We start from the raw sequence: 25,665 nt of genomic DNA on the forward strand, positions 1-25,665 counted from the left end.
TATTTTTGATGTCATGTGAACCAGGTCCACACGCATAGAATAGAGGGAATGAACTGCGCCAGTACCGTAAAGCATGAAAGGAGGCCTGAAACAATGAAGGTTGGATTTATCGGAACCGGCAGCATGGGCAGCCTGCTGATCTATGCCCTGATTCAATCGGGTGCACTCGAGCCCCGTCAGATCGCGGCCAGCAATCGAACCCCGTCCAAAGTACGACAGTTATCCCTCCGTTACCCCGGTCTGCATGAATCCCAGAGCAATCGGGAAACGGTGATCCGAAGTAATATCATCTTCCTGTGCGTGAAGCCGCTTGAATTCAAACATGTCATTGACGACATCCTGCCTGTCGTGAATCCCAATCATATAATTGTCTCGATCACCAGTCCCGTGCAGCTGCGCCATCTGGAATCTTCACTTCCTTGCAAAGTCTCCAAGGTTATTCCCAGCGTCACACACCAGGTTGGCAGCGGCGCGTCCCTGTGTATACACGGCGAACGAATGACCAGTGAAGACCGCGCTGTGTTGGAAAGTCTTCTTAGTCATATAGGCAGGCCGTACCAAGTGGACGAAGCCTGTACACGAATCACATCCGACTTCTCCAGCTGCGGACCTGCATTCATATCGTTCTTTTTGGAACAGTGGATCGAAAGTGCCGTGAAGCTGACAGGCATCAAAAGGGCAGATGCCTGCGCTCTGGCTGGCGAAATGCTTCTGGGAACAGGCAAGCTGCTCACCGAAGGAGGATACACGCCGCAAGAGCTTCAAGCTCGTGTCGCTGTACCTGGCGGTATTACCGCTCAGGCACTTGCACTGCTGAAGGTTAGTCTCGACGGTGTTTTCGACAGCCTGATCCGCACAACACATGACAAATATGATGAAGATTTATTAAAGCTGGATGAACTATTCCGAGCCGGTGAGATTAACCGGCAACAATATTAACGAGTTTGCCTGGAACGGCAATGACCTTGCGAATGGTCTTGCCTTCCAGCGCCTGCTTAACAGGTGCCAGCTCCATCGTAAAGTCCTGCATCCCCTGTGCATCCAGATCCTTCGCGATCGTAGCACGAGTTACGATTTTACCGTTTACCTGAACAACGATTTCTACTTCTGCATCCACTGTCATGGACTCATCATATTCAGGCCAAGCCACGTAAGAGATTCCACCTTCATGACCCAAACGGCTCCACAGCTCCTCTGCCATATGCGGTGCCAGTGGTGACAACAGTTGCACAAAGTTCTCCATTGCTTCACGAGGCAATGTATCGGCTTTGTATGCATCGTTGATGAAAATCATCAGCTGGCTGATGGATGTGTTGAAGCGCAGGTGTTCCAGATCTTCCGTCACTTTTTTGATCGTTTTGTGAGCAGTTCGCTTGAACTCATCCGTTCCACCGTCCACCGTAATCTTGTCATTGATGGCTCCTGTGTCTTCGTTAATGAATAGACGCCATACACGTGACAGGAAGCGGTGCATGCCTTCAACCCCGTTAGCATTCCACGGTTTTGTCGCTTCCAATGGTCCCATGAACATCTCGTACAGACGCAATGTATCTGCACCGAATTCATTCACGATTTCATCCGGGTTAATGACATTACCACGGGATTTACTCATTTTCTCATTATTCGTGCCCAGAATCATACCTTGGTTCACCAGTTTGTGGAACGGCTCTTTTGTATCCACTACACCCAGATCATACAGCACTTTGTGCCAGAAACGAGCGTACAGCAAGTGAAGCACCGCGTGCTCTGCTCCGCCAATGTACAGATCCACCGGCAGCCACTGCTGCTGTTTCTCCTTGGAGATCAGTTCCTTGTCATTGTGCGGATCGATAAAGCGCAGGTAATACCAGCAGCTACCCGCCCATTGTGGCATGGTGTTGGTCTCACGACGTGCCTTCATTCCCGTTTCCGGATCTACCGTATTCACCCACTCCGTAACATTCGCCAGTGGTGATTCTCCAGTACCCGAAGGTTTGATCTGATCGATATCAGGCAGCAGCAGTGGAAGCTGATCCTCCGGTACGGTCTTCATCGTTCCGTCTTCCAGATGCAGAATCGGAATTGGCTCACCCCAGTAACGCTGACGGCTGAACAGCCAATCACGCAGACGATAGGTCACTTTCCCTTGTCCTTTACCGTTCTCTTCCAGCCAAGCAATCATCTTGGCAACCGCTTCTTCATTGTTCAGTCCGTTCAGGAAATCGGAATTCACATGCGCGCCATCACCGGAATATGCCTCTTGTGTAACGTCGCCACCCTGAATAACCTCGATGATATCCAGACCGAACTGCTTCGCAAATTCCCAGTCACGTGCATCATGACCCGGAACAGCCATAACCGCACCTGTACCGTAACCTGCAAGAACGTAATCAGCGATCCAGATCGGCAGTTTTGCACCATTAACGGGATTGATTGCATAAGCGCCAGTGAATACACCTGTTTTGTCTTTCGCCAAATCCGTACGTTCCAGATCACTCTTACGAGAAGCCTGTTCCTGATAAGCCTGAATAGCTTCACGTTGGTCATCCGTTGTAATTGCTTCTACCAATTCATGTTCCGGAGCAAGTACTGCAAAGCTTGCACCGAACAATGTGTCCGCACGGGTAGTGAACACCTTAATAACTTCCTCACGACCTTCAATGGCAAAAACAACTTCTGCACCTGTCGATTTACCGATCCAGTTACGCTGCATATCCTTGATGCTTTCAGACCAATCCAGCTCTTCCAGGTCTTCCAACAGACGCTCTGCATACTCGGTAATTCTCAGGACCCACTGACGCATCGGTTTACGTACAACCGGATGTCCACCACGTTCACTCTTGCCATCAATAACCTCTTCATTAGCCAGTACCGTTCCAAGTGCTTCGCACCAGTTAACTGCGACTTCATCCACATAAGCGAGGCCCTTATTGTACAACTGGATAAAGATCCATTGTGTCCATTTATAGTACTCAGGGTCCGTTGTGCTGATCTCACGATCCCAGTCATAGGAGAAACCAAGCGACTTGATCTGGCGACGGAAATTGTCAATATTGCGGAATGTAATATGCCGTGGATGTTCACCAGTATCCAATGCATGCTGCTCAGCAGGCAGACCGAAAGCATCCCAACCCATCGGATGCAATACGTTGTAACCGCGCATACGTTTGTAACGGGAAACGATATCCGTTGCCGTATATCCTTCGGGGTGACCTACGTGCAGACCTGAACCGGATGGATAAGGGAACATATCCAGTGCATAAAATTTCGGTTTAGCAGGGTCCTCACCCGTTTTAAACGTTTTATTTGTATCCCAGTATTGCTGCCAACTTTTTTCCATGACTTGTGGCTGATAGCCGTGTTTCGGCTGGTTATTCTCACTCATCTATTGTTCCTCCTTCAGGTATTCGCTTTAGCTTTAATTGCAACAAAAAAACCTCAGCATCCCGTAGCGTTTGCAGCGCTAGGGACGAGAGGTTGAATTCCCGTGGTACCACCCTAGTTAGCGGACGAACGTGCTTCGTCATCCACTCCCTTTGGACCTGTAACGGCGGTTAACCGATGCGGATTTCCATTCCTGAATTCCAGCTTCTACTAAGCAGGTTAGACAAAAATGGTGTAATCACCGCATTTCTCCAAGGCGAGTTCGCAAATCACTGTCAACCGGCTTGCACCAACCGCCGGCTCTCTGTTATGTACAGGAATTACTACTGATCCTTATCATCGAAATATGTATACAATATCGGGACCATTATATAAAAAAGCAAGCCCAAAGTCAATATTACATGTTATAATCGCCATCTTGAAGCTCACAGTTTGTACCCTTCATAACGCTGGTTGCTGTTCAGGATAACCGAAAACGCTCAATGCCTTCCTCCAGGTTATGAATGGTCCAATTCACATGTTCCTGATGATCATATTGACGATAAGCGCACTCAATGCGCAGCACCAGATCAAAGTACAAGTCATACAGACTTCTTCTTTTTAGCTCACTTTCAGTCGTAATCGCATGCCCATAACCTTTCACAAAACCGGGTGTATAGTTAAAATGACTGAAAAAGTGCTCCATCAGAGGGTCTGCCCACAGTGAACGTTCAAAATCAATAATCGCTGTGATGCGACCTTTGTCTACTAGAACATTGCCATCCCATAGATCCCAGCTGACAAGAACAGGTTCTTTTACATCATCCAACACATCCGATTTCTCTTCAATCAAGCGTCTCAATTCAGGGTAATCCATCGAAAATGTAATCCCGGCTTCTTCCCCATCGGCAAGAATGTCATCCATCAGATTCATAAATGCTTCTTTCCAAGTGGAATAACGCTGTTTTTGCTCCGAGAAATATCCGAACTTCTCGCCCTTGATTTCATTAATTCGACGATTGTAACACCCCAGTTGTTGTTCAACGGCTTCCTGCTCTTCCGCAGAATACTGATCCTTGACCTGATTATAGGGTGTTCCAGACATGTACTCCATGATAAAATACCGGGCTGAAGCCATGGTTAACGAATCATCATAAACCAGAACTTTGGGTACGGGAACATCCTGCAGCTCGCTGATGAGACGAAGTGCCTCAACCTCGGCAATCATCAGGTCCTGTTCACAGCGCATCAGATTTGTCGAAGCTGAAGGGGCAATTTTGAGTACCACTTGCTGTGCGTCACTCAATGTAATGAGATATGCATGATTGGCCCAGCCATCCACCATTTCCTTGTAGTCCTGTATTTTTGCAGAGAAATTCTGGTCTATTATGGCATTTAGTTGTTCTGACGTAAGTCTTGTTTTATATGTACTTTCCACTTCTACACCTCACCTCGACTATTGGTTTTCATAGAAAACGCTTTCCATCCGACTATTATCGCCTCCTTTACTTCAGCTGGCAATACTTTTTGTCACGCTATTGAGTCTTTCCTAGCATTTCCTTGCCCGATTACAGGAACAAGTCAACTAATCTTTATGGAAAATTAAAAAAACTGCCCTTATGCAACATAAGGGACAGTTTTGATCTATCATTCTTACTTCACAGCAACGTAGAACAAGCGCTGTGCGCTGTCTCCGGCCTCTTTCCATTCAAAATCCGCATATACCTTCACATCTCTAAAGCCTGCCTTGGATAACTCCAGCTTCATCCAGTCTGGGTTGTATGCACGCTGGACATGAACTTCTTCAAACCGCTGGTACATATCCTTGCTGCCATCATCCACACGCGAAAAAATACTGAGATGATGTTCAATTTCACAGCGATCCTGGTCCAAATCACAAGTCCAAATATAAGATACAGAGCGCTCATCCAGCACAAAAGGCTGCTCCTCATCATAACGGATAAGCGTATTGGGATGATGCACATCAAACAAAAACGTTCCATCAGGCTTCAGCATCTCATAGGTCCGCTGGAAGGTTCGAACAACATCTTCTTGTTCGAGCAGATAATTGACACAATCACAGAATGATATCACCGAATCCACAGGTTCCGGAACTCGCCAGTCTCGCATATCCTGCTGCACCCAACGTACGCTGCCTTCCCGATACAAGCGATGACCCTGAGGCGTAGCCTCCATCTTGCTGCGCGCAACCGACAGCATATCTGCTGACAGGTCAATGCCCGTAACTTCGAAACCGGAGTTCACGAGCGGGATTGTAATAGAGCCCGTTCCACAGCCAAGTTCAGCGACACTTTTGGGCATTCCATGTTTTTCCCATGCTGTTCTTGCAAACCTTATCCAGTCCGGATAAGGCATATCTTCCATTAATTCATCGTAGACATAGGCAAATTTCCGGTAAGACATGTCAGGCACCGCACTTTCAATTTCATTTTCCAATCCTGAGCTAACAAAAGAAAAAGCAGGGGCATCCGGTATTTACCCAGCCTAGCCCTGCCTTCTCCGCGTTCCATATTACGAAATATTCAATCAAGAAAATTACTTATCTTCATTCTGATTCGCAGGAGCAGATTCGGACAGATACGTCCAGCTTTCCTTTTGAACCACCAATCCGTCCTTCATCAATTTACCCAAGGCACGCTTGAACGCAGACTTACTGATGCCGAAGCGCTGCTTGATGATATCCGGCGGAGTTGCATCCGAGTAAGGCATGCCGCCCATAGGACGCTCTTTCATAAAGGCGAGAAGCTTGTCTGCATCTTCGTTACGTCCAACTTGTTTGAGCTGAGTCATGGCCAGATTCACACGTCCGTCTTCACGTACCAGTGTCACTCGACATTTCACTTTCTCACCAAGACGCAGCATATGACTACGTTCAGATGAATGAATCATACCAATCGCCCCAAAGCCAAGTACACCGCCCTCTACAAGTACAAAAGTACCCATCTGCAGTGGCTTGTATACCGTCGCTTCAACCCACTCGTTTAACCATGAAGTTGGCGCATGGAAAGCCAATGGTGAAAGTTCACGTTCCCCGGCCAATTTGGCACGCAGACGTCCTTGCTTATCATGTTCCATGATTACAAAGACTTCATCCCCCACTTGAGGACGCAGTTCTTCCAGTTCAGGCAGTTCACGAATAGGAAGCAGCAATTGCCGCCCAAGTCCCATTTCCAGGAAACAACCCAGTCTTGGGTGAACATCAGCCACAACCAGTCGTGCCATTTCGCCAAGCATGAGATAAGGCTTCTTCATCGTTACGGCCAGACGATCTTCCGTATCAAAGAATACAAATACTTCAAGCGTCTCGCCAATCTTAATATCCCGCGTTAACTCGGTGTAGTGAAGCAGTACATCTTCCGATCCTGTCGTCAAAAAGAAACCAAACGGAGACACTTCACGTGAAACCGGCAAAGAGACGACTGTTCCAGCAATCAAACTCATACAGTTTCCACCACTTTGGCATCAGACCATAGACGCTCAATGTTGTAGTATTCACGCTCGTCGCGGTGGAAGATATGAACAACAACGTCGCCCATGTCCATCAGTACCCAACGTGCGGAATCCATACCTTCGATACCTTTGATCGTCGCTCCGGCTGCATGAGCCTGTTTGCGAATCTCAGTGGCAATGGCCTGTACCTGTGTATCGGAATTCCCGTGACAAATAACAAAATAATCTGCCACCAGGGAAACATTAATTAGATCCAACGCTACAATATTGGATGCCTTTTTGTCGTCAGCGGCAGCAACCGCCATATTCATAAGTTCTTTCGATGATACTGTCATGAACCAACCTCCATAATCTATAATTGTGTGTTCAAAAAGATCCTTCGTAATCAAAAGTGGACTTTTTGAATAACCTCTATAATTGTGCAATCAAGTCATTCCGCGAAAGCATGGTCAAAGGATAAATAACACGGCGCTGCGAAATCAGCAAGCTGATCGTCGAATCGAATCCGGCAATTAAACCTTCCTCCAGACTACGTTCAGCCTGTTCGCGAATGTGATCCACTCCCGGGAAATCTCGTCCCGGTTCAATGTAATCGGCAAGACATACCACTTTGTCCAGCAGGCTCATGCCTACCCGACCCGAGGTATGCCACCGGATGGCATTAATAACTTCGGAATCCTCTACACCGTAATCACGCTCGGCTACAAAAGCACCGACTTCGGAATGCCAGAGCTGTTTGTCATGCTGCAGAAGTTCCTGGTTTAATCCGTTATCGCGGATGACAGCTTCCATCTCCGCTACCGGCCAGTATTTCGCCACATCATGCAATATCGCTGCCAGATCCGCTTTTACAGGATCCGCACCGTATTTTTCAGCCAACATCACGGCCGACTCCATCACGCCAAGTGTATGTTTCCAGCGTTTCTCCGGCATTTGCCCGGATACGGCTTGAATTAGTTTCTCACGGCTTAGTCCCATATAAACCGCTCCTTACAATGTATTGGTGCACCTCATCAGGAATCATGAAACGTACCGAATGACCTTTGGCAAGACGTCTGCGTACGGCTGTCGATGAAATATCCACCAAGGGCATCTCGGCCAGCAGGACCCGATCCTGTAACTCGTCTGGTAGATCATCCAGATGTAACTGGAAACCTGGCCGACCAACCCCGATAAAGGTTAGGCGTTCTGCAAGTTCTTCAATCTGCTCCCATTTGGGAAGATAGTTCACCATATCCGCCCCGATAATAAAATAAAATTCATGTTCAGGATGGCGACGCCACAGTTCCTTCATCGTATCAATGGTATAAGACACTCCGCCAAGTTCCATCTCGATACCCAGCACCTCATATTGCTGCACACCCTTCACAGCCGCTTCCGTCATATCGAGACGTTGCTGTCCCGAAGCTCCGGCGCCACGTTTGTGAGGTGGAACATGGGAAGGCATGAACCAGATTTCATCCAGTGCATGCGAATCCCTTGCCGCTTCAGCTGCCAGGAGGTGTCCCATGTGGATCGGATCAAACGTACCACCCATGATACCGATCTTCACCCGCGTCACGCTCCCTTATCTAGGTAGTTCGATTTGTTTGTTATCCCGCGATTCTTTGTACAGGATGATTGTGTTACCGATGACTTGTACAAGCTCACTACCCGTTTCACGGGCAACTTCTTCGGCCATCTCTTTTCTGTCCTCGTCATTGTTGTTGAGCACTTGCACTTTCATCAATTCGCGCTTCTCAATCGCATCTTCGATGTGACGGAACAGGTGTTCATTCGTTCCACCTTTACCAATCTGAAATACAGGGGTCAGGTGATGTGCCTGTGACCGCAAAAAGCGCTTTTGTTTACCGTTTAACATGAATACTCCATACTCCTTATGTTGAGCAGGCCCTTCGACAGCTCAAAGACTGTCCGGACCTGACCGTTCAATTATTATTTTTCAATGGTGAAAATGATCACTGAGTACACAAGGTGACTCCGATTGCAGTACCATCTTCCGATCGCTGTTATCCCCAGATTTTTTTGATCCCTTTCACAAAGGGAAAATCCGGTGATAGCCTATGCTTCCGAAGCAGCTTTCTTGCAGAAAGCTTTTAAGCGACCACTCCGTTTCTTCAGATTGGTTCTGCACTCGTCGTCTGCATGTACTCTTAATATCATTTACACTTCAAAACTGTTTAGTACCGCTCGTCTCATCGTCTCCACTGGAGCCGGAATGCCGAGCCAATGTTCAAAGGCCACTGCGCCCTGGTATACAAACATACCCAGACCACCGTGCACCGTACATCCACGCATCCGTGACTCCCGAAGCAGACGGGTTTCCAGCGGATTGTAAATCAGATCACTTACCGCTGCACCTTCACGAATCAATGAAGGGTCAACCGGTACGTCATCAACATGCGGATGCATTCCGGCAGACGTTGTATTAATAACGATATCAGCCGTAGCCAGTACCCTTGCAACGTCTTCCATGCCACTGCACGAGATTTCTCCCAGACCATGGCCCCGTAAATCCGAAGCAAGTGCAATAGCCCTGTCCGCTGTACGGTTCAGAATGTGGATCTGCTCAGGCTTCTCCAGTGCAAGGGCGTATATGACACCTCTTGCTGCTCCACCTGCTCCCAGTACAGCAATACGTTTGCCCGCAAGCTCAGGTACAGCCTCTTCCTTCAGGGATCGGACATAGCCTATCCCATCCGTATTGTACCCTGTCAGTGTTCCACCTTCATTGACGATGGTATTCACCGCACCAATCAGCTGAGCACTTTCATCGATCACATCCAGATATTGCATTACCTGTTCTTTGTGCGGGATGGTGACATTGACTCCACGATAGCCAAGTGCCACAATTCCCCGAACTGCCGTTTCCAGTTGATCCGGATGAACATGCAGTGGCATATACATTCCATTCACTCCTGCAGCCAGCAGAGCCGCATTGTGCATTGCCGGAGACTTGGAGTGAGTAATAGGATCACCCATGACACCAAGCAACACGGGAAGTGAAGGGTTGAACTTTTTCTGCTCAGACATAGGTCCGCCTCCGATCCATCTGATGTACAGGTTCTGAGAATTTGTTAGATCAATGATGGACGGATCTGTACACGAATGCCTTTTGGAGCATGAACAGCAACCAGCGCTCCAATATCACCATTGACCTTAATCCAGCCCAGACCAGAGATGAAAACATCCGACTGACTGCCGCGTTTGATGCGGAATTCATGTCTGGTCCATTCAGCCATCTCAGCTGCATTCTCACGGGTTGGCGGAGATAACAATTCTCCCAGATGATCGCGGTACAGGTCATCTGCACGCTCCAGCTTCGTCCGGTGAATATCAAGCGCAGTGCTGATAAAACACGTGAACGACTGGCGATCACCTTCCAAAAAGTCAAATCGAGCCATGCCGCCGAAGAACAGCGTCTGACCGGAATTCAACTGATAGACAGCCGGTTTAAGCGGTTTTTCCGGCATGATGGCAGCGAGATCCTTACGTGAAACAATCTCGCTGAAACGCCATGGATATACGATTCCGGGCGTATCTATAATATACTTCCCATCATCCAACGGAATGTTCACCATATCCAGCGTTGTTCCCGGATAACGGGATGTGGTCAGTTCCTGCTCCAGATCGCTGTAATCACGGATCAGACGGTTAATCAGTGTGGATTTACCCACATTGGTACCGCCAACCACGTACACGTCACGATCTTCGCGATACGTTCCCACAAGCTCAAGCAGTCGGTCGAAGCCCTGATTTTGCTTCGCACTGCACAAGACGACATCCACTGTGCGCAAACCTTGTTCTTTGGCTTGCTTCTGCACCCAGTTGCGGACCTTGTTCCAGTTGGTTACTTTTGGAAGCAAGTCCGTTTTGTTCACAGCAAGCAATACCGGATTGTTGCCTACAAAACGTTGCAGACCGGAGATAATACTGCCATCAAAGTCAAACAAATCAACGATATGGATGACAAGCGCATCCTTATCCCCGATTTTGCTAAGCAGCGCCAGGAATTCGTCCTGATCCACCGTAACGGATGATGACTCATTGTAGTTTTTGATGCGGAAACAGCGCTGGCATATAACCGGTTCACGATCCAGTGCCTTCTCGGGGATGAACCCTGGTAATTCCGAATTTTCTGTTTGCAGATGCACGCCGCATCCGCTGCACCTTACGGCAAGATTGCCGTTATGCGGTTCTGTCATTTCTTCTTTTCCTCCTCAAGCCATAAGCCTTTCCTGCGTAAACTCGTTAGAGCAATCCGTTCCACGCGCCGATTGAAGCGGGTCATAAATCCTTCGTCACCAATGGAGATTGGCAGTACCAGAACGGTATATAACCCCATTCGGTTCCCTCCATAGACGTCCGTAAGCATCTGATCGCCTACTACAATCGTGTTTTCAGGAGATAACTCCATCATTTTCATTGCTCTACGAAACGGTACATTCGATGGTTTGCGTGCACTATGCACAAACTGGATATCCAGCGGGGTCGCAAACAGGGATACACGATTCAAATTGTTATTGGACACAATCATCAGCTTGAAACCGGCCTCTTTCACACGTGCAAACCATTCAATCAGTTCGGGCGTAGCGTCAGGGGCTTTGGCTCCAACGAGTGTGTTATCCAGATCAGTTATAATTCCACGGTAGCCTTGAGCGTACAGCTCTTCCAGATTAATGTCAAAAACCGTGTCTACACGCAGCTTGGGCATTAACATTTTAAACAAAGAAGTCACCTCAGTTTCATACGACACACTATATCACAAATCCGTCTTTCCTGAAAATGCATACAGTGCCTGATGGCATAGGAAAAAAGGAAAAACGGGACGGGCAACAACTATGCCCGTTCCGCTTTCAGTTCTTTTCGCAGCTTCAAGGCAGTCTGGTAGACGCCCTTCCAGTCGTCGGCAGTTACGGACGCCGGACTGTAGCGAGTCTGTTCAAACTTCGTGAGAAGCTCATACAATGTAGCTTCTGCAGCAGGTTTGGCCTGGCTCCAGCGGGCTACCGATTCACGAAGTGTCTCGTCTCCGCTCCGGGTCAGTCCTTTGCGTTTCACATAATGAATCCAACGCTCAGTCTCCGCTACCACCTTCTGTTCAGGAGTGAGTGGTCCACCTGTACGTAGACGAAGCAGGAAGAATCTCATGGAGAAACGATTACGCCAGAACATGTATGCTACCCACAATACGATGATGGCTCCTGCAGCCCAGATGACAAATGTCGGGATGGCAGACGATGTCTGCTCAGGTGCAGGGGTCTGCTCTTCCTCTTGGACCGGCTCCTCTTCTGGCTGTTTTTCAGGCTCATCTACAGGCTGTACATCAGGTTGTTCCGTGAGCAGCGGCATATCAAAGCCCGGTGTTGCTTCAACAGGAATCCAGCCATACTCGCCAAAGTAGACCTCTGCCCAGGAGTGTGCATCTGCATTGGTAACGGTGTAGGTCGTCTCAATCTCCGCACCGGGTTGACGCGGAGCCTGCATGTCCGAATTCAGGGACAGTTGTCCAGGCGCATAACCTTTAACCCACCTTGCAGGAATGCCCTCCGAGCGCGCCATCATCACCAGTGCAGTGGAGAAGTAGTCACAATAGCCTTCCATAATATCAAACAGGAAGCCTTCCACAAAGTCACTGCTTACTTTTCGAGATAAATCCGGATTGTTCGTGTATTCAAAATTAGTTTGTAGATAGTTTTGCAGTAATGCCACTTTTTCATACGGAGTATTAGCAGATGCCGTTATCTCGGCTGCCAGATTCGAAACCCTGTCAGGGAAACGGGATGGTAACTGCAAGTACATATCATCTGCGGGGTTACTGTTATACAGATCTTCAAAAGACTTTGTACGAAGCTCATCTTCCACAATTACAGGCGCTTCAGAGACAATGGTGTACGTCTTCGGATACTGCGGTTGCTGACGGTTTGTCACCACATGTAGTTCAGCCTGTTCTGCATTCCACAACATCCGTTCTGTTCTGTCCTCACCATTAATCGAGCTCACTTCCGAGATCGAATAAGCACCAAAGAGAATCGGATAGACATTGTCATTCAGCATCGTTACGTTCTGAGTCACTTGTTTGGTATTCACATTTCCGGATTCAACGTTCTCCAGAGGCTGTCCGGCTGCAACATTCTCTGTTGCACCCCGTCCACGGTCATCCCAGCCTGTGCCTGTATACTCTGCACGTGTCTCACCACGCCAGTAACTACGCTCATTGGTCGTGACAGACATGACAGGGGTATAGTCGAAGTTGAATCCTCCACCAAGCTGATTGTCTTCCCTGCTGTATCCCGATTCGGTAGCCGCCGGGATATCAAGGTTTCCGTTACCAGCCTGACTTGTGGAAGTTCCGGTATAGTTACGCCACGCCGTATACGGGTCCGTCAAGGTGGGTGGAATCTCCGGCATATTGACGCTGGCTACAATAATCAAAGAAAAGATAATGGCAATATTGGCCAGGACTTTATAAGGATAACGGATGATTCGTTTCCAACCTTGTGGATACTGTAGCTGATAGTTACGGAAATGCTGACATACGAGCCATCCCATTCCCGCAAACATCACCCACGCGATTTCAATCCAGAGTGGAATCTGAGTGAAAGAATCGAGAATCCCCATCGAAATGATGTTAACACCCAGAAAAACAAGAATTCGACGTGTTGTGGTCACGAGTCGAAGCGCAGCTTCAAGCATCACCCATGCACACAGGGAGAACCAGATGTACGGCGTCATATGCAATATGAATTGCTCCGCTCGGTCCGTTAATGAACCGTAAGGGATGTACACCGTATAATCGATCAGCGTTTTATGCAAAATGTAACCAACAACGACCGCCTTGATGATCGCCCGATACATTGTTTTGAAGGGCAGAATAACCTCCAGCACACTGACCGCTGCAAGTGTCCATAACACCAGAGAAGTTGTCTCCGTGTACCACGTTTCCTGCGTAAATGAAATCCACTGCATTCCAATCAGGAAAATCCAGAGCAATGACGCTGCATGATACCAGGATCGTTTGCCTGCAACACTTTCATTTCCTTTTGTACTCATACAGAACCTCCCCCCATCACCGTTGGAAGCTCCTGCAAATGAGAAACAGTGAATGACCTCGTGCCTCTTCCACGCAACATGGCATTCCACTCCGCACTCCGGCGGGATTCACTGGTATCCATCAAAATATGACATGGCGTCATGCCCCGCGTATCGGCCCAGCGCAACAGTTCCAATATTTTTTCATCCTTCTGGGGAGAAATCACAACAAAGTAAGCTCCCTGAGGCAATTGACGTGCGATTTTTTCCACGCCAGGCAGCAGATGAGTATCCTGACCGTTGTATTGAATGTCTACCAGATGATGCATCATCTTCTGTCGTTCCAGCTGACTTTCACTGGGGGCCATGTAGGAGGTCTCGTCTGACAATGTCAACAATCCCATTCCCATTCGTTCCCTGGCACCATACTCTAGCAGAGAAGCAGCCGTGGACACGGCAATTTCGAATGCATCCCCATGTTCATAACTTGATGCCAGCGCATCCAGAACCAGAATGGTTTTGGGCACAGACTCATGTTCAAACTCCTTGGACTTCCAGTTCCCTGTCTTTGCCGTTGCATTCCAGTGAATGCGGGAAAGTCGATCTCCGTAAACGTAGTCACGGACACCATTGATCTGAGTGGTCTCTCTTCGTGAACGGGTTAACGCCGTCTGAGGACCGGATAACCGTGATTTGCGGTCGTAGAGCTGCCAATATGGAATAAATACCGTTCTTGGCAGTACGCGAAACTCACCTTTGGCCTTAAACTTTCCTCGATGTTCAATCAGTCCAAATATGTCCTCACTGGCACATTCCGTTTCTGAAAAAACATACTTCCCCCGCTCAAGAGGCGGTGTCTGAAATGACAACTCGCCATTGCCTCGCATATTGGGAATCAAACTTTCCTTGAACGACCACGATTCTCCATTATGCCGATGCAGCATTTCACGTACAACCACATAGGGAAGCGGGAGGAATCCCGGAATGGTCAGACTCAACTGTACTTGAACCTGATCCCCTGCATGAAGCAGTTCTTCATGGTCCGGACCAGAAGATAGCCTACGCACTCCCTGAGCACGTCGTACTCCGCTGAATCCAGCGATAGCAAGATACACACAGAGCAGGGTCACCATCGAAAGTAACATAAGTGATGTCTTCCCGCCCTGAAACAAAACATAAGCCAGGCAGCACATCCACACCATTGCGATGCTCCATACGCGTGGGTGGCGCAGCCCTTTATTGACTGTACTCAAAAGCGGCTTCATGAACTATTGCCCCATGGAGACGGGCACGCGCACTTGCTGCAGTACGGCATTCAGAACAGCTTCGGAACTCATACTGTCCAGTCTCGATTCGGGACGAAGCACAATACGATGAGAGATCACATAAGGGGCCATCGTCTTCACATCATCCGGAAGCACATAATCACGTTCCTGTAAGAAAGCAAAGGCTTTTACCGCCATCATGAAGGATATGGCTGCCCGTGGGCTGGCACCCAGCAATACAGATGGGTGGGAGCGGGTTTGGCGAACAACATCCAGCAGATAGTCCATGACCGGATCACCGATAAAGACTTCCTTGATCTCCTGCTGGATTGCCGAGATCTGGTCCATATGGGTTACGGATTCGAGACGATCAACAGGTTGACCCGACTGATGCGTTTTCAGCAGGGTTTTCTCAATCTCTTTATCCGGATAACCAAGGCTTATTTTCAACATAAATCGGTCTAATTGTGCTTCCGGCAATGTGTATGTGCCTTCAAAATCAATCGGATTCTGAGTTGCACAGAGCATGAACGGATGTGGCAGATCATACGTATCGCCATCCACGGTTACACTGCGCTCCTCCATGACTTCAAGCAACGCCGACTGAGTTTTCGTTGTGGCCCGGTTAATCTCATCAGCCAGCAAGATGTTGGTCATCACGGGACCTGGACGGAAATAAAAACGTTCATCCTTCGGGTGGAACACGGATACGCCCGTAATATCACTGGGTAAAATATCAGGATTACATTGAATGCGTCGGTACTCTCCGCGCATGGATTTCGATAATGCCTTGATCAACTGCGTTTTGCCAGTTCCCGGTACGTCTTCAATCAGAACGTGCCCGCCTGCAAGCAAAGCTGTAAGTAAAAGTTGAATTTCAAAGGATTTCCCCATAATACAGGATTCCAGATTCGAACGAACTGCGGATATGATTTGGATCGACTCTTTGCGCACAGGCATGTGGTCTAACCTCCTAAAAAAGCATACAGATTTCCTTTTATTGTACATGATCCAAGGGCGTGAGTACACTCGAAGGAACTCACAATTTGTTTCCAACCCGTCAGATTCACCGCAGTTCACGCATGAATACGACAAAAAAGGCCCGGATAGAAGTAATCCGAAGCCTTTGGTGAATCAAAATTATGTTCAAATGAATTTGCCATATGATGTTAGCCTTTTGGACGAACCACCAATGCCGCCAGAAAAGAAAAGATGATCGCTGACGATATTCCCGCCGCTGTCAGATCAAAGATCCCGGTTATAACTCCAATCCATCCCTCTTTCTCAAGTTCAGTCAATGCTCCATGCACCAAAGAGTTACCGAAACTTGTGATGGGCACGGAAGCACCTGCACCTGCAAACTTGACCAATGGATCATAGAGACCGAGTGCATCCGCAACCGCCCCTGCCACAACAAGTGTACTCATGGTATGTGCCGGTGTAAGCTTGACACCATCCATTAGAAGCTGTCCTACAACACAGATCAAACCACCAACGATAAATGCCCACAAGAACTGCATTTCATTTATCCCTCCTTTTCTATAGCTACGGCATGTGCGATACAGGGAATAGTTTCACCCTGCTGGTACGAGAGCGGAGACAAGAGCGCTCCAGTAGCAACCACGAGCACCCGTTTGAGTTCACCCTTCTGCATCCGATTCAAAATGTGACCGTAGGTTACCGTGGCAGAACACCCGCAGCCACTTCCCCCGGCAACAACATAAGGCTGTTTCTCCCGATCATAGATCATCAGGCCACAATCATTGAATACCGTCTGTTCCATGGGAAGGCCTTCTTTTTGCAAAATTTCTTTCGTAATTGGCAGACCGACAGAAGCCAGATCCCCGGTCACAATGAGATCATAATATCCAGGCTCCAGCCCCGTATCCCTGAAATGAGAGATCAGGGTGTCGGCTGCTGCCGGTGCCATCGCTGAACCCATGTTGAAGGGATCTTTGATTCCCAAATCCATGATTCGTCCAATGGTGGCCTTGGTAACTACTGGACCATCACCCGTACGGGACACCACACTACACCCTGAACCCGTAACGGTATATTGCGCATAAGGTGGCTTCTGAGAGCCATATTCAGTCGGATAACGAAATTGTTTCTCAACCGTGCAGTTGTGACTTACCGTACCTGCAAGGACATAATCGCCAGCTCCCGAGTCTACAATCATGGACGCCAGCGCCAACGTTTCCATAGAAGTTGAACAAGCTCCAAAGACACCAAGGTAAGGCACACCCAATTTTCTCGCGGAAAAGGAACTGCTGATAATCTGATTCATCAGATCTCCACCCACAAAAAAGTGAAGTTCTTCCTTGGTGATATTTGCATTAATCAAAGCTAGCTGGGAGGCCTGTTCGAGAAGTTTGCGTTCTGCCTTCTCCCACGTCTTCTCGCCGATCTCAAGGTTGTCATAGATGTAATCAAAATCAGATGACAAGGGACCCTTGCCTTCATCAGGTCCTACTACTGCCGCCCTGCCGATAATTCGCGGACGATTCTCAAATTGCCACGTTTGGCGACCCAATCGCTTCACAGGTGCCCACCTCCAAATCCCAAAAAGGCGTACACGATGCCTACAATAAAGGCTGCCACGACACCGAATACGATAACGGAACCAGCAAGTTTAAACATGTTGGCCCCAACACCAAGTACCAGCCCTTCAGCACGATGTTCAAGTGCAGCAGAGCACATGGAATTGGCAAATCCGGTTACCGGCACAGCCGTTCCTGCTCCTGCCCATTGAGCCATTTTATCGTATACACCAAGGCAAGTCAGAATAACCGATATGAGAATCAAGACCGCCACCGTAGGATTAGAAGCTTCCTTCGATGTCATGTCGAAACCGGCCATGAAAGCCTCTTGAATGGCCTGTCCAATCAAGCAGACGGTACCTCCTACCAAAAATGCCTTGAGGCAGTTTTTCAGGATTGGACGAGGCGGCTCATGTTTTTTTGCAACTTTTTTGTACTCCTTTTCATCCATGGACAGGGACGACGATTTCTTTTCGCTTCCGGATGCAGATTGAGCTGGCAAGATACAAGACCTCCTCTATGTCAAAATGGTTCAAAGCTACGGCTGAATGCCAATGTGTGTAATCCTATATTCATTGTTTGTTAATCATCGGAAGGTTATGTATCCGGCGACGAACAGCATATGTTTCCAACAAGCTCATACGGTGGAAACAGGTTGGGAATACGCCGGATCTGCGGGCTCATAGATACGTTCTATAAATAAAGAAGAACAATCACGAGCAAGATAAAAAGAACGATGAAAAGTACTTTTTCCGTGCCCTCTTCTGGAGGCTTCATTTGATATTTAGCTCCTTCCTGTGTGAAGACAAGGAAATATGGAGTACAAAAAACGTCATAAAATGATGACATTCCCTCTGTATATTCATATTCATTGAAGTAGCATCGGGACTGCGGCTACAGCGGATAAAGTCATGGAACATGGATAAGGCAAGCGTCCAAAACATGCCTTAAATACGTGACATAAACATGGACAATCACTTGCGCAAGGTTCATACTGTAATGTGACCAGTGGTTAAATAACAAGTCCTCAACATATTAATGTGCGTGTTCAAAAAATCTGGTTTTCAGTACCGAGAAGTTGAGATGAAGATAGTCGACTTTTTGAACTACATCTAAAAGGACAACAGGCAGGTAGCCGTTCTACTGTGACCTGAAATACATACCAACAGAGGAGTTGTTGACACATGAATGAAAAAACGATGGAAATGTTTCGCACTTTGACGGAGTTTCCCTCCGCATCCGGTTTTGAACGTGAGCTTCGCGGCTGGATGAAAGAGCAGCTTTCCGCTTATACGGATGAGTTCGTCCAGGATCGCCTGGGGAGTCTATTTGGTGTTTTACGGGGAGAGGAATCCGGTCCTAAAGTTATGGTAGCCGGACACTTTGACGAAGTTGGTTTTATGACTACGGGCATTACCGAAACAGGTATGGTCAAATTTCGTCCACTGGGTGGATGGTGGAGTCAGGCTGTACTTTCTCAACGATTGGAAATCATCACACCTGATCGTCGGATTACCGGAGTTGTTGGTTCTACACCTACACACTTGCTGGAAGAGTCCCAGCGAAACAAACCTGTTGATCTGAATTCCATGTATCTCGATATTGGAGCAGACAACCGTGCCGAAGCAGAATCCTGGGGCATTCATCCAGGGATGCAGATTGTGCCAATCTGTGAATTCACGCCGATGGCGAACCCGAAAAAAATCATGGCCAAAGCGTGGGATAATCGTTACGGCGTAGGTCTTGCACTTGAACTGGTTGAAGCGTTACACAAGGAAAAGCTGCCAAACACACTTTATGCTGGTGCAACGGTTCAGGAAGAACTAGGGCTTCGCGGTGCACGTACGGCGGCCAATCTGATTCAGCCTGATATCTTCTTCGCACTTGACTGTAGCGCGGCGAATGATATGACAGGTGACAAACAGTCATTTGGACATATCGGAGAAGGAGCATTACTACGTATTTTTGACCCGGGTATGTTCACTCATCGCGGAATGGTGGAATATGTTCAAGATACGGCTTCATCCAATCAGATCAAAATGCAGTATTTCATCTCACCAGGTGGTACTGATGCAGGTCAAGTTCACCTGAGCGGTATCGGTGTACCATCAACAGTTATTGGTATCTGTGCACGTTATATCCACACCTCTTCTTCCATCATTCATACGGATGACTACGATGCGGCCAAAGAACTGATTGTTAAACTGGTTAAAGGTCTTGATCGGACAACGATGAATACCATTATTGATAACGCGTAGTTTGGTTAAATGGAAAGTCCTTAAATATTTATGCCTGAAAGAGATGTCCCGTTAGACCGGGATGTCTCTTTTTTTGGTTCAATCAACTAGATTAATAGGTCGAACATTATGGCGAACGCCACATAAGATATAGGATAATGGAAGATCAATAACCAAACACCAACTAGTGGGGGATCTGTTATGGCAGTGGGAAGGAACGGAAAATCAAATAAAGGTTCTAACAAAAAACCAAACGCTGCTAATACCCTCCTTAACGGAAGCCTCAAAGGGAAAAATCTCGAACTGATTGTAGCAGCGCTATTGGTGAGCGGAAAGTTGAGAGTGGATGCTGTCACGTTGTTTCGCGAGGCTACATTGGTAGTAGAATTGGTTGGTCAATATAAAACACTTCAAAAGGTCACACCCTCCAATTCAGACAAACTGGTACAATTCCTGGATGAAACTGGCGGCGATATGACGCTAAATGATGTTATACAGGCATTTCAACAGAGAATCAATTCTTAATCGCCAAGAAATGAGGTGGACATCATGTCCGAGTTTGACGGAGCCGGGTTTGCGGAACTGTTAATTGTTCTTATTCTTGTTGTTTTATTTGTGTTTGGTTCCTCAGATATTGAAAGTTTATCCAGCACTCCAACAGCAACTTGATTCTGTAACTCTTTTCTCTTCTCATGGCTCAAAGGTAAAAACAAAAAAAGATAAAGAGGATGCCCAATACGTCATGAATATGACGGGGGGCATCCTCATTTAGTGTTATTTTGTTTTAATGAACCTGACACACGCTAATCGCCCCATCTGCCAGATCTGAGATCTAACGAATCACAGAGACATTATTTCGTCGATTCACTGGATTTTTTAGGTGTTGAAGCCCTTTATGACGAAATAGCGTTACTGAGGTTCGTTACATCTTGCAACATTTGAAGATCTGCCTTTTAAGGTGCGGTAGGTTCGTTAGCGCTTGGAACAAAGCGGAATTCCTTTTGAGACAGCCCCTTTGATCATTACAGAAATAACGGTGAGAATGCAATCCAGGCCAAAATAAGGGTAAGCACAATGCAGACATTCTCTACGACAGCCCCACGCTTGGTTCCTGTACTCATCAGATTCACCCGTATACGCCATTTAAGCGGTGGTAACGGACGAATGCCCCGATTGGTTAATGAATCGGCCAACAGGTGCATCGCATACGCTGTACCTCCCGCTACCCAGATCTCCGGTCCCTGCTGCTGGGTCGTACTGTAGAGTAAACCAGCCCATATCGCAGTGCCGTATAGGGTATGCGTTAATCCCCTATGCGTTAGCGTGGTGCACAGCATAAGCAGGCTGCCTGCAATCAGATTCCAGGGGGCAAATGCGTGACCGTAGAACACCAGACCGAGTCCAATGGCGAACATCAACACTTTGCGAAGCGAACGCGAAGGCAGGAATGACACGAGCGCAATGAGGATCGCAAGCAACAGGTTCCATGGTTTGGCATGAACATAGAAATACACGAAGACAGCTGTAGGCAACAGAATCGTCTGTAACAACCTGATCAGACTGTTAGGCAAGGCTTTCGATACCAGCAGCGAATTCGGCTCATCGATGTCAGGCAATAATGAACCAATCAGAGCAACCGTAACTGCCGGTGCAGTCACCGGCATACCAGCCAACTGCAGCAAAGATAGCGATACGCCTGTCCCGATAATAAGGTGGGATCTTCCCATCATGATGCAAAAACGTCCTTTCGAAGAGATAGGGAACATACATAGCCCACTTTTGATAGTACAACGAAACCAAAACAAGAACAATAGTTCGTATTTCTTATTTGTTTGAAAATAAAAATAAAATTCTGTGATGGGGCTCACACCAAAGAATTTATGACTGAACTATCTTTATTAGTGAATTAAATCACATAAACTATCGTTAACTACTTGTATAATTTCAAATATAAACCATTAAAATTTTGGGTACTGTACAGCGTCTAATCAAGGAGGCATACACACATGAACGGAAAAAAAGAGAACCTCATTATCATTGGTAACGGTATGGCAGGAATCAGTACCGTTGAACAAATTCTAAAATTAACTACGCGATTTGATATTACCGTTTTTGGCACAGAGCCCTATCCCAACTACAACCGCATTATGTTGTCTTACGTACTGGAAGGAAGCAAAACGCTCGACGACATCGTCCTGAACGACCTACACTGGTATGAAGATTACGGTATTACGCTGCACACAGGCACAACAGTTACACGAATCGATGCCGAGACACACGAAGTTGTGACTGAAGATGGGACTCGTGTTCCTTACGACAAAATTATCATTGCAACAGGCTCCAACTCCTTCATTCTCCCCGTACCGGGACATGACAAGCAAGGCGTAGTCGGTTTCCGCGACATCGCCGATTGTAATGTCATGCTGGACGCTGCCAAACAGTACAAAAGAGCGGCCGTGATCGGGGGCGGACTGCTTGGTCTTGAAGCTGCCAAAGGTCTGGTACAACTCGGCATGGAAGTTACCGTAGTGCATCTGATGCAGGATCTGATGGAGCGTCAGCTTGATCCGCAAGCTTCAGCCATGTTGAAGGCGGAACTTGAACGTCAGGGTATCCGCTTCAAAATGGGTGCACAGACTTCCGAACTGCTGGGCGGCGAACGGGTTGAAGGAATTCGTTTTGCCGATGATTCTGTACTGAATGTTGATTTTGTTGTCATGGCTGTCGGCATTAAACCCAATACGGCTGTAGCTCGCGAAAGCGGTATGGAAGTAAACCGGGGTATTGTCGTAAATGACTATATGCAGACTTCACTTGACAATGTGTATTCGGTTGGGGAATGTACAGAGCACCGCGGTGTATGTTACGGCCTCGTTGCCCCATTGTTCGAGCAGGGCATGATTCTCGCGAAACATATCTGTGGTGTAGAGACGGCTCCTTATGAAGGTTCAGTAGTATCCACGAAATTGAAAATTTCGGGTGTGGACGTCTTTTCAACTGGTGAATTCATCGACAGTCCGGAACACACCGTCATTTCACACAAAGACGACTGGAAACGGACCTACAAAAAAATTCTGCTCCGCGATAATAAAATGGTCGGTGCCGTTCTATTCGGTGACATTACGGATTCTGCCGAATTGCAGAAACTGATCAAACAACAGACCGAAATGACCGAAGAATTGTATAGCTCACTCATGGGGACAGGCTGCGGCGGTCATAAGAAAACCACCTCTGTAGAAACGATGGCGGAAGACGAGATTGTCTGTGGATGTAACGGTGTAACTAAAGGCACGATTGTCGATGTCATCACGAACCAAGGACTTACCAGCGTAGATGAAATCAAAGCCTGTACGGGTGCAACCCGCTCTTGCGGCGGATGTAAACCGGTTGTGGAACAGATTCTGCAATATGTACTTGGTGATAACTTCAGCAGTGGAGCCAAACAAGGCATATGCGGATGTACTTCCATGGGACGGGATGAGATTGTAGCCGAGATTCGTCAAAAAGGACTGCAAACGACCAAAGAAGTTATGAATGTACTGGGTTGGAGTCAGCCTGAGGGTTGCTCCAAATGTCGCCCGGCAATCAACTATTATCTTGGCATGATTGCACCAGACACACATGAAGATGAGAAGGAATCCCGTTTTGTTAACGAACGCATGAACGCAAATATTCAAAAAGATGGGACCTATACAGTTGTACCTCGGATGTATGGCGGGGTGACTACACCAGCGGACCTCAAACGCATTGCTGATGTTTCAGTCAAATATGATGTTAAAGCAGTTAAAGTTACCGGCGGTCAGCGCCTCGACTTGATTGGTGTCAAAAAAGAAGATCTGACCAAAGTCTGGGCAGAACTCGATATGCCTTCAGGTTATGCATACGCCAAATCGCTGCGTACGGTCAAAACATGTGTCGGCTCCCAATTCTGCCGATTCGGTACACAGGATTCCATGGCAATGGGCGCTCGCATCGAACGTAAATTTGAACGCCTCGATCTGCCAGCCAAGTTTAAATATGCCGTCAACGGTTGTCCACGGAACTGTGCAGAGGCATGTACAAAAGATATCGGTATTGTTGGTAACGACGGCGGCTGGGAAATCTTCATCGGTGGTAACGGCGGTATTAAAGCAAGACTGGCTGATTCCCTATGCAAAGTGAAAACGGATGAAGAGTTGATTGAACTGTGCGGAGCGATCATGCAATATTACCGCGAGACAGGTAACTACCTGGAACGGACTTCGGAGTGGGTGGAACGCATGGGTCTGGAGGATATTCGTTCGGTTGTCGTGGATAACCTTGAGGAACGCAAAGCATTGATGCAGCGGATTGAATTCGCACTTGAGCATGTTGAAGAACCTTGGCAAAAAGCGATTCGCAATGAGGAAGGCCAAAGTAAAATGTTCCATGGTATCGAAGTGTCGGCTCGTCCATAAGCAAGCTTGCAAGAATAACACTGGAGAATGTTAAATAGATAAGGAGTGGTTTAAGATGACGACAAAACAATCAGCCACCTACTTCCCTGCCGGAGTAGTTGAAGAATTCCTGCCACGAATCGGAAGAGTAGTTGAGATTCAGGACCGTCAGCTTGCTGTCTTTCGTGCATCGGATGGCACCATCTTCGCTGTGGATAATCACAATCCCCACCCCAAGGGTGGGCCGCTTGCAGAAGGCATCGTGTCAGGACATTATCTGTACGATCCGCTGTATGATTGGAAAATTGACCTCACTACCGGTGTTGTGCAAGCGCCGGACAATGGGCAAGTGCAGATGTATCCGGTGAAGGTAGAGAACGGCCAGGTCTGGATCGAAATATAGCTCCATTGAAACGTTCATAGATTGATGCAAATAATGGGGGAACCGTGATGTATACACCAAGTGTTGAGGGAATTATTGAAGCTGCGGTTAAAAAACGGGATCAGATGAACTCCAATCTTTCACGCTACATGGTTGCCGCCTTAATGGCGGGTGCCTATGTAGGACTTGGCATCGTGCTGATCTTCAGTATCGGTGCTCCGCTCCTTGCGGCACAGTCACCACTGCAAACCATGTTGATGGGCATGTCCTTCGGACTCGCCCTCACGCTGGTCATCTTTGCCGGCTCGGAACTATTTACAGGCAACAACATGTTTTTCACCATGAGCACGCTCGCAGGCCGGACCACAGTTAAAGATACACTGAAAAACTGGGGACTCGTCTTCCTCGGCAACTTGCTAGGGGCGATCCTGCTCAGTCTGCTTATTGTAGGCAGCGGCCTGTTCAAAACGGCTGCGCCTGAACATCTGTTATTCGTCGCTTCTGCCAAAAAGATGGCCGCTCCCGTATCGGAGTTGTTCTTTCGCGGCATTCTCTGTAACTGGCTCGTCTGTCTGGCGATCTGGATGGCTGCTCGCACGAAAGAGGATATCGCCAAAATTGCGCTCATCTGGTGGTGTCTGTACGCCTTTATTGCAAGTGGGTATGAGCACAGTGTTGCCAATATGACTTTGCTGTCCTTGTCTTGGCTGTTGCCAAACCACCCGGATACCATTACGCTGGCAGGCTGGTTTCATAACATGATCCCGGTGACGCTTGGTAATATCATCGGCGGTGCCCTCTTTGTCGGAATGGCTTACTGGTATACTTCACCGGTACGTAAAAAATCATAATTCTTCATTCAACAGCAACTATGTAGTGCTAGGTAACACAACATCTACACATTAAAGCCACGATGGATGCCGAACTTACGTTCAGTCATACATCGTGGCTTTTTATGTTGTCGATAAGCTGCGTACTCTC

Annotated in this window: 24 protein-coding genes and 1 other annotated feature; of the genes, 6 read left to right on the forward strand and 18 right to left on the reverse strand. The window is 47.7% G+C overall.

The window, feature by feature from the left end:
• Positions 1-93: 93 nt before the first annotated feature.
• Entirely contained in the window at positions 94-939 is an 846-nt protein-coding gene (gene comER, locus AB4111_RS16990) for a late competence protein ComER (RefSeq protein WP_442032461.1), read from the forward strand.
• Here comER and leuS read toward each other — a convergent pair.
• From leuS to spoVAC, 17 genes are all read right to left on the reverse strand, one after another.
• Positions 920-3,364 (reverse strand): leucine--tRNA ligase, encoded by a 2,445-nt coding sequence (gene leuS, locus AB4111_RS16995; RefSeq protein ID WP_253439454.1) that lies wholly within the window; start codon positions 3,362-3,364, stop codon positions 920-922. The two genes, comER and leuS, sit on opposite strands and share 20 nt — an antisense overlap.
• A gap of 77 nt (positions 3,365-3,441) precedes the next feature.
• Positions 3,442-3,712 (reverse strand) — a binding site (T-box leader).
• A 111-nt stretch (positions 3,713-3,823) separates the two neighbouring features.
• Positions 3,824-4,780: a phosphotransferase family protein gene (locus AB4111_RS17000; RefSeq protein ID WP_442032462.1), complete on the reverse strand. Its 957-nt coding sequence runs from the start codon at positions 4,778-4,780 to the stop codon at positions 3,824-3,826.
• A 215-nt stretch (positions 4,781-4,995) separates the two neighbouring features.
• Complete coding sequence (locus AB4111_RS17005; protein WP_253439458.1) at positions 4,996-5,766, reverse strand: class I SAM-dependent DNA methyltransferase; 771 nt, start codon at positions 5,764-5,766, stop codon at positions 4,996-4,998.
• A 132-nt stretch (positions 5,767-5,898) separates the two neighbouring features.
• Positions 5,899-6,804, reverse strand: a complete 906-nt coding sequence (locus tag AB4111_RS17010; protein ID WP_442032463.1) for a CvfB family protein — start codon at positions 6,802-6,804, stop codon at positions 5,899-5,901.
• A complete protein-coding gene (gene rsfS, locus AB4111_RS17015) occupies positions 6,801-7,148 on the reverse strand; it encodes a ribosome silencing factor (protein WP_036615136.1) in 348 nt (115 codons plus the stop codon). Before rsfS ends, AB4111_RS17010 begins: the two co-directional genes overlap by 4 nt.
• A 76-nt stretch (positions 7,149-7,224) precedes the next feature.
• Positions 7,225-7,791, reverse strand: a complete 567-nt coding sequence (yqeK, locus tag AB4111_RS17020; RefSeq protein ID WP_442032464.1) for a bis(5'-nucleosyl)-tetraphosphatase (symmetrical) YqeK — start codon at positions 7,789-7,791, stop codon at positions 7,225-7,227.
• Positions 7,775-8,365 carry a nicotinate-nucleotide adenylyltransferase gene (locus AB4111_RS17025; RefSeq protein WP_074095918.1) on the reverse strand — a complete coding sequence of 197 codons (591 nt, stop codon included), beginning with the start codon at positions 8,363-8,365 and terminating at the stop codon, positions 7,775-7,777. The genes yqeK and AB4111_RS17025 overlap by 17 nt, the downstream gene beginning before the upstream one ends.
• A 15-nt stretch (positions 8,366-8,380) precedes the next feature.
• Complete coding sequence (gene yhbY / locus AB4111_RS17030) at positions 8,381-8,674, reverse strand: ribosome assembly RNA-binding protein YhbY (protein WP_063567269.1); 294 nt, start codon at positions 8,672-8,674, stop codon at positions 8,381-8,383.
• Between the two features lie 302 nt (positions 8,675-8,976).
• Positions 8,977-9,846: a shikimate dehydrogenase gene (gene aroE, locus AB4111_RS17035; RefSeq protein ID WP_442032465.1), complete on the reverse strand. Its 870-nt coding sequence runs from the start codon at positions 9,844-9,846 to the stop codon at positions 8,977-8,979.
• Positions 9,847-9,890: 44 nt separating this feature from the next.
• The gene (gene yqeH, locus AB4111_RS17040; protein WP_442032466.1) at positions 9,891-11,018 is read right to left on the reverse strand and encodes a ribosome biogenesis GTPase YqeH; all 1,128 of its coding nucleotides are present in this window, start codon (positions 11,016-11,018) and stop codon (positions 9,891-9,893) included.
• The gene (locus AB4111_RS17045; protein ID WP_036615148.1) at positions 11,015-11,542 is read right to left on the reverse strand and encodes a YqeG family HAD IIIA-type phosphatase; all 528 of its coding nucleotides are present in this window, start codon (positions 11,540-11,542) and stop codon (positions 11,015-11,017) included. The genes yqeH and AB4111_RS17045 overlap by 4 nt, the downstream gene beginning before the upstream one ends.
• 110 nt (positions 11,543-11,652) lie before the next feature.
• The gene (locus tag AB4111_RS17050; RefSeq protein ID WP_442032467.1) at positions 11,653-13,866 is read right to left on the reverse strand and encodes a DUF4129 domain-containing transglutaminase family protein; all 2,214 of its coding nucleotides are present in this window, start codon (positions 13,864-13,866) and stop codon (positions 11,653-11,655) included.
• Positions 13,863-15,110 (reverse strand): DUF58 domain-containing protein, encoded by a 1,248-nt coding sequence (locus tag AB4111_RS17055; protein WP_253439470.1) that lies wholly within the window; start codon positions 15,108-15,110, stop codon positions 13,863-13,865. Before AB4111_RS17055 ends, AB4111_RS17050 begins: the two co-directional genes overlap by 4 nt.
• Before the next feature lie 3 nt (positions 15,111-15,113).
• Positions 15,114-16,070, reverse strand: coding sequence for an AAA family ATPase (locus AB4111_RS17060; RefSeq protein WP_253439472.1), 957 nt, complete (start codon positions 16,068-16,070; stop codon positions 15,114-15,116).
• 209 nt (positions 16,071-16,279) lie between these two features.
• Entirely contained in the window at positions 16,280-16,630 is a 351-nt protein-coding gene (spoVAE, locus tag AB4111_RS17065; protein ID WP_091028336.1) for a stage V sporulation protein AE, read from the reverse strand.
• Positions 16,631-16,635: 5 nt separating this feature from the next.
• Entirely contained in the window at positions 16,636-17,652 is a 1,017-nt protein-coding gene (gene spoVAD, locus AB4111_RS17070) for a stage V sporulation protein AD (protein WP_442032468.1), read from the reverse strand.
• Positions 17,649-18,152 carry a stage V sporulation protein AC gene (spoVAC, locus tag AB4111_RS17075; protein ID WP_442032469.1) on the reverse strand — a complete coding sequence of 168 codons (504 nt, stop codon included), beginning with the start codon at positions 18,150-18,152 and terminating at the stop codon, positions 17,649-17,651. The genes spoVAD and spoVAC overlap by 4 nt, the downstream gene beginning before the upstream one ends.
• 682 nt (positions 18,153-18,834) lie before the next feature.
• On the opposite strand from spoVAC, the gene AB4111_RS17080 reads away from it, so the two are divergent.
• Positions 18,835-19,908 carry a M42 family metallopeptidase gene (locus AB4111_RS17080; protein WP_442032470.1) on the forward strand — a complete coding sequence of 358 codons (1,074 nt, stop codon included), beginning with the start codon at positions 18,835-18,837 and terminating at the stop codon, positions 19,906-19,908.
• Positions 19,909-20,088: 180 nt separating this feature from the next.
• Entirely contained in the window at positions 20,089-20,412 is a 324-nt protein-coding gene (locus AB4111_RS17085) for a hypothetical protein (protein ID WP_074095924.1), read from the forward strand.
• A 497-nt stretch (positions 20,413-20,909) separates the two neighbouring features.
• On the opposite strand, the gene AB4111_RS17090 is transcribed toward AB4111_RS17085, so the two are convergent.
• Complete coding sequence (locus tag AB4111_RS17090) at positions 20,910-21,617, reverse strand: metal-dependent hydrolase (protein ID WP_442032471.1); 708 nt, start codon at positions 21,615-21,617, stop codon at positions 20,910-20,912.
• Between the two features lie 276 nt (positions 21,618-21,893).
• On the opposite strand from AB4111_RS17090, the gene nirB reads away from it, so the two are divergent.
• From nirB to AB4111_RS17105, 3 genes are read left to right on the forward strand one after another with little or no spacing between them, the layout of a single operon-like run.
• Positions 21,894-24,323 (forward strand): nitrite reductase large subunit NirB, encoded by a 2,430-nt coding sequence (gene nirB / locus AB4111_RS17095; RefSeq protein ID WP_442032472.1) that lies wholly within the window; start codon positions 21,894-21,896, stop codon positions 24,321-24,323.
• Between the two features lie 55 nt (positions 24,324-24,378).
• The gene (gene nirD, locus AB4111_RS17100; RefSeq protein ID WP_253439484.1) at positions 24,379-24,705 is read left to right on the forward strand and encodes a nitrite reductase small subunit NirD; all 327 of its coding nucleotides are present in this window, start codon (positions 24,379-24,381) and stop codon (positions 24,703-24,705) included.
• A gap of 47 nt (positions 24,706-24,752) precedes the next feature.
• Complete coding sequence (locus AB4111_RS17105) at positions 24,753-25,535, forward strand: formate/nitrite transporter family protein (protein WP_338588039.1); 783 nt, start codon at positions 24,753-24,755, stop codon at positions 25,533-25,535.
• The last annotated feature ends 130 nt before the right edge of the window (positions 25,536-25,665 follow it).

The organism is Paenibacillus sp. 2KB_22 (assembly GCF_052115745.1).
In the GTDB taxonomy this organism is placed as follows: domain Bacteria; phylum Bacillota; class Bacilli; order Paenibacillales; family Paenibacillaceae; genus Paenibacillus.